Genomic DNA, 4,399 nt, shown 5'->3' on the forward strand with positions numbered 1-4,399 from the left:
AAATAATAACTTGTAAACGGTTCAAAACATTAATATTTTTTATTTTTTTTTAATATTTTTGGGTTTGTCAAGCCCCTGGCTTCTCCGCTCGCGACTGTACACACCCTGATTAAAATCGCCCGTCCAATGAAATGGTCTACCCAAATAACTAAAGCAGGTTTCCTGCTTCTGCCAGCTATTTTCTGTTTTCAACTCGTTATCGCCCAGGATCTCAAACCTGGCTTTGATGCCGATGAATACCTGGAGATGCTCCGCGTTACCGCCAGGCAGGTAGATTCTCCCGGCAGTGTTACCTTTCCGGCACCCGAACAGTTTACCATGGAATACCGGTCTGTAGCGGGCCCTATGGATAACCGCTGGGAGCTCTGGGCCAACAGTAATAAATCCATCATTGTGATCAGCGTTCGCGGCACCACCCGCAAACCCATCAGCTGGGTGCAGAATTTCTACTCCGCTATGATCCCCGCAGAAGGATCCCTGCAACTCAACGACTCCACCACTTTCCAATACAAGCTTGCCGCAGATGCCAAAGCCACCGTGCACGTCGGCTGGACCATCGGCCTGGGCACCATGGCCCCCGGCATAATTGAAAAGATCAAAGAGTATAACAGCAAATACCAGTCGAAGCAGGTGATCGTCACCGGCCATAGCCAGGGCGGAGCCGTGGCCCTGCTGCTCCGCTCTTATCTCCATTATGAAATGGAAGCAGGCAGGCTGCCCGGTAACCTGGTGCTGAAAAGCTACAATGGAGCCGCGCCCAAACCCGGCAATCTTTACTATGCCTACGATTATGATTATATCACGCGCAGCGGCTGGGGATTCACGGTAGTGAATGCGCTCGACTGGGTGCCTGAAACGCCCTTCTCTTTACAGACCCTGCGCGACTTCAATAACCTCAATCCCTTTACGGATATGGACAAGGCATTGAAGAAACAATCCTGGCTGGTGCGCCTCTATCTCAAACGAGTGTATGGCAGGATGAACCGGAAATCCAATAAAGCCCAACGCGTATTCACCAAATACCTCGGTACCACCATCAGCAAACAGGTGAAACAGGCCATGCCGCAACTGCGCATCCCTGAATACCAACCTAATATGAACTTCACAAGGGCTGGCGTTCCCATTGTATTACAGCCGGATACAGATTACCTGAAGCAATATCCAGACAGTGGCGACCGCGTTTTCATCCATCACGGACTGATGCCTTACTATCTTCTCACTCAAAGGATTTATGGAAAAAACCCTTAGATTGTAGCATATTTTCCACGGTTTTAGAATACCCCTCTGCCCGCACCCGCTGGAAGGCCGTTTGTATACCTGATACACGGTGCTTTATCATCTATTTATGGATCAATACAAGATAATTTGTGAATTCACCCAAACCTGTGCTCTATTGGATTAAGAAGATTGGGAGGATCGTTCTGAAAACGGTCCTGATTCTGTTGGGTGTGGTGATCCTGGTGGTCATTCTCATACAGGCTCCCCCAGTGCAAGCCTGGCTCAAAGGCCGCGCCACCGACTGGCTTTCCAAAAAATTACAGACAAGAGTGGAGATCGACAGGCTGCTCATCCGCTTTCCCAGTTCCGTACTCCTGGAAAAAGTGTATGTGGAAGACCTGAAGAAAGATACCCTGCTCTATACAGGTCAGCTGCAGGTGAACCTGAATATGTGGAAGCTCATCAGCAGCGAGATCAGCATTAATGAGATCTACCTGAAACAGGTAACCGCCAATGTGCAGCGTACCATGCCCGATACCGTCTTCAATTTCCAGTTCATCGTAGACGCTTTCGCCAGTAAGGAACCACAGCCGGTTACCAATGATACCTCCAGCCTGAAGATGGAAATCCACCATATCCTGCTGGAAGATATCCGCGCAAAATTCAATGATGCCGTCAGTGGTAACGATATGCAGGTGTATTTCTCCAGCCTGGAATCGAATATCAAAACCTTCGATATTTCCCATAGCAATTTTGCAGTGCCCTTTGTACAACTGAAAGGACTGGACGCCAAGATCTACCAGCGCAAACCGCTGATGAAATCTGACCCCCCCAGTGAAGATATTGCCGATGCACAAACGCCACCGGCCTTTAATATCGATGTACGCCGCGTTCAACTGGAGAACTGTAACCTTGATTACGGGAATGATGTTTCCGCACTCTACACCAATCTTCGCCTCGGCAACCTCAACGTGGATGCAGAGAAGGTTGATCTGGCAAAACAACGAATAGAGCTGACGAAGCTCCAGCTGCTGCAAACCACGGCAGCCCTGCGTTTGGGCAAGAAAGAGGAAGCAAAGGTGATAGAGAAGGAAGTGAAGCAGGAAGCCGAAGCCATCGCGCAGAGCGGCTGGGTGTTTTCCGTGGCGGACCTGGACCTCAGCAATAACAATATACGGTTTGATAACGATAACAGCCCTCGTGCAAAATCCGGCATGGACTATATGCACCTGGATGTGCGCAACTTCATCCTCGGTGGTAAAGACATTTATTACAGCACGGATTCCATCACCGGCAAGCTCACCAAGGGCAGCATGCAGGAAAAGGATTTCAAACTGAACACCCTGCAAACCAGTTTTGCCTATACCGGCAAAGAAGCATATCTGAAAGACCTGCTGCTGGAAACACCCGGCACCAGGCTGGAAAGGGATATCGCCATTCAATATGATTCCATTGGGGCACTCTCTAAGGATATCGGGAAAATGCAACTAAGCATGGACGTAAGGAACAGCCGTGTTTTAGTGAAGGATGTGCTCACCTTTGTTCCTACCCTCAGTAAAGTTCCCGGCTTCAAAACGCCCAACGCCACCTGGTACCTTACCGGAAAAATGAACGGCGCCGTGAATAACCTGAGGATCGATGACCTGAAAGTACGCGGCCTCAGCAGCACAAATGTGGACCTGAGCGGCACACTCAAAGGATTGCCGGAAATGAAACAGCTTGCTGCCAACCTCAATATCCGCGATATCAGCAGCACAGATAAAGACATCCTCAGCATACTTCCTCCGAATACACTACCACAGAATATCAAGCTGCCCGCAAACATACGTCTGAACGGTTCCTTCAACGGTACGTATCAGAATATGCTCACCGATCTGCGTGTGCAGACCTCACTGGGTAATGCAACGGTAAAAGGAAGGATCCAAAATCCGGCAGATGAAAGCAAGCTGAAATATGATGTGATCGTAAGCACCAGTTCCCTCAACCTGCAGGAGCTGCTCAAACAACCCGATCTCGGCAAAGTGACCCTGCACCTCACCGCCAAAGGCGCGGGCAGGAACCCGAAGACCATGGTTGCCATGATCAAAGGAACAGTCGACAGCGCAGGTTACAAAGGATATGTTTACCGCAATTTCAACATAGACGGCAATATCGATAACCAGCAATTCAAAATACTGGCAGGTATTCAGAATGAACCCATACATTTCAACCTGGATGCAGATGGAAGTCTGGCAGGAGAATGGCCTTCCGGTAAATTCAACCTGCAGATCGACAGTATCAAAACAGCCGGACTGAACCTCACCAAAGACAATATCATTTACCGCGGCAATATCAGTGGTGACTTCAAATCCACCAATCCAGACAGTCTCGATGGCAATCTCTATATTACCCGCTCCCTGCTGGTGAACAACCAGCAACGTTTCTCCCTCGACACCATCAGCCTGGTAGCAGCCGTAACAGATACAGGAAAAGTGATTGCGCTGAACAGCTCCCTGATCGATGCAAAAATGTATGGGCAGTTCAAGCTCACGGAAGCAGGCAAGATCTTCCAGAAATCCATCGATCCCTATTTCAATATCGTTCCGGACTCGGTAAAAGTGGATACCAGTTATGATTTCCGCATCGCTGCCGTGATCGGTAATTTCCAGCAACTGAAATTACTGGCGCCTGAACTGAAACAACTGGATACCGTTAAGATCGATGGCCATTTCTCCGGCAATGGCGGCGTGGAAGCCCGTGTCAGCGCTCCTGCCGTTACTTACGGCGCCAACATGATCAATGGCCTGTTGCTCACTGCAGATACAAAGAACAATGCACTGGAAGTACGCGGACAACTGAAGAAATTCAATGTGGGCAATTCATTGTCCATCTACAATACCAATATCGATGCGGATATCGCCAATAACAATATCGATTTCTCCATCAACACCCGCGACAAGTCGGATACAACCAATTACCACCTCGAAGGACTGTTTGCATTACAGGAAGACAAAAGCTATCGTTTTTCACTGAAACCAGACTCCCTCCTGCTCAATAAAGAAAGCTGGACCATCAATAACGATAATAAGATCCTTATCGATACCAATAATATAGTGGCTGAAAATTTCAACCTGCAACAGGATGGCCAGTCGCTGAAGATCGAAACACTTAAAGGACAGGAAGGCGAACCATTGGACGTAAG

2 protein-coding genes are annotated in these 4,399 nt (G+C 48.7%); both read left to right on the forward strand.

Going from position 1 to position 4,399, the window contains the following annotated elements:
• Nucleotides 1-126 precede the first annotated feature (126 nt).
• Complete coding sequence (locus ACTHMC_RS10035) at nt 127-1,248, forward strand: lipase family protein (RefSeq protein ID WP_440412977.1); 1,122 nt, start codon at nt 127-129, stop codon at nt 1,246-1,248.
• Between the two features lie 137 nt (nt 1,249-1,385).
• Nucleotides 1,386-4,399, forward strand: a 3,014-nt coding sequence (locus ACTHMC_RS10040; RefSeq protein WP_440412978.1) for a DUF748 domain-containing protein, incomplete at its 3' end; no start/stop codon positions are given.

The sequence above is a fragment of the Pseudobacter sp. genome (assembly GCF_051955275.1).
In the GTDB taxonomy this organism is placed as follows: domain Bacteria; phylum Bacteroidota; class Bacteroidia; order Chitinophagales; family Chitinophagaceae; genus Pseudobacter.